This window comes from Neobacillus sp. NRS-1170, from assembly GCF_050468025.1.
Window position 1 is genome coordinate 1 of record NZ_JBITPF010000074.1, and the last position, 1,671, is coordinate 1,671.

General features: G+C 36.1%; 1 protein-coding gene. It reads right to left on the bottom strand.

The features are described 5' to 3' along the window. Positions 1-45: 45 nt before the first annotated feature. Positions 46-1,601, bottom strand: a protein-coding gene (locus ACIFOT_RS26925; protein ID WP_430070361.1) for an IS3 family transposase whose coding sequence is annotated in 2 segments (ribosomal slippage) — positions 46-968 and positions 968-1,601 — 1,557 coding nt in all. Because the reading frame shifts where the segments join, the coding sequence is not laid out codon by codon here. Positions 1,602-1,671: the final 70 nt, after the last annotated feature.

Sequence of the window (1,671 nt, forward strand, 5' to 3'; positions counted from 1 at the left end):
TGAACTGCACCCCGTCAAGTAGACAGTGGAAATAATAAATATTCACTAAGCGGCTTTAGCTCTATATTCCATAGGGCTGAGGCCGTTTAGTCTTTTTTGATATCTTTCATAATTATAAAATTTAATGTAATCATCTATCGCAATAGAAAGTTCCTCGAATGTCTCATACTTATGTAAATAATACTTTTCACATTTAAGTGTTCCCCAAAAAGATTCCATTGGTCCGTTATCAATACATCTACCCACCCGGGACATACTATGCGTCATCTCAGCGGTATCTAACTTTCGTTTAAATCCATGAGAGGTGTATTGGTACCCTCGATCACTATGAATAAGTGGTTTGTCTCCATTTAAATGGGTTATTGCCTGGTCTAGCGTTTTAAAGACAAGGCTATTGTTATTTGAATTTCCTAAAACAAAACTAACAATAGACCCATCATATAGATCACGAATCGCACTTAAATAAGCCTTTTTTGATAGGCCATACTTAAGTTCCGTGACATCCGTAACCCACTTTTCATTCGGTTTTTCTGCTGTGAACTCACGATTGAGCACATTTTCTGCAACGTGTTGCGGAGTTGAAGGCTTATACCGTTTCTTCTTTTTCCGAATGACGCTTTCTAGGCCAGATATCTTCATTAATCTATAAATTCGCTTATGATTGAGATCCTCTTCGAATTTTCTGTTCATATTTAAAGTCATTTGACGGTATCCATAGATTCCATCAACTTTCTCATGAAGAGCCTTCATTTCCTTTATAATTTCTTCATTTCGAAGTTCACGAAGAGAAGGTGTCCGATTCAGCCACTTATAATAAGCAGATCGTGCAATACCTGCAATCTCACAAAGTAAGAAGACGGAAAGACCTTCCTGATGTAACTCTTGGATTGCGATATACTTATCTTCAAATCGAGTTTGACTTATCTTCGCCTCCTTTCGATCTCCTCTAACTTTTTTAATAATGCGTTCTCTGCACGTAAACGTTCATTTTCTTTTTCAAGCTTTTGCATCTCGAGTTTAACTTTCTCTTCTGGAGAAAGCTCATCTTCTACTTTATTCTTTCCTCGCTTATCCCTAAGCGCTTCAATTCCACCATCTTTATACTTTTTAACCCACTGATATACTTGTTGATAAGAAACTTGATATGTCTCGGCTGCTGTTTGATAATCTTTACCGTTCTCCAAGCAATAATAAACAATTTGTTTCCGTTCATCTAAAGTGGTTTTTCTTCCTTTAGTCATAGAGCTCGTCCTTCCGTGTGACGTATCCTTTAATTCACTATGACTATTATACTTTTTAATCCATTTCCTGAGGACTGATAAATCGGATATTTCATACCGTCTTGTAATCTCACGTAAAGAATACTTACCAGAAAGGTAATCCCTTATGGCGGCTAGTTTTAGTTCCTTAGAATACCTTTTCCAAGTGGAGGTCTCCTTTAGACCTTCCGTGCCATATTTATCAAATTTGTGTTTCCATTCTAAAATTGTAGTTTGGTGTACCTTATAAATGGATGCGACTTCGTTTATCGAATATTGATTATCCTCCAACATTTTCAATATCTCGAATTTTTCTTCTATAGAATAGGACCTTTTAGACATAATAAATACTCCCCAATAAGTAGCCAGATTTTTTATTTTTTAATCTGTCTACCTATTGGGGAGCATATCA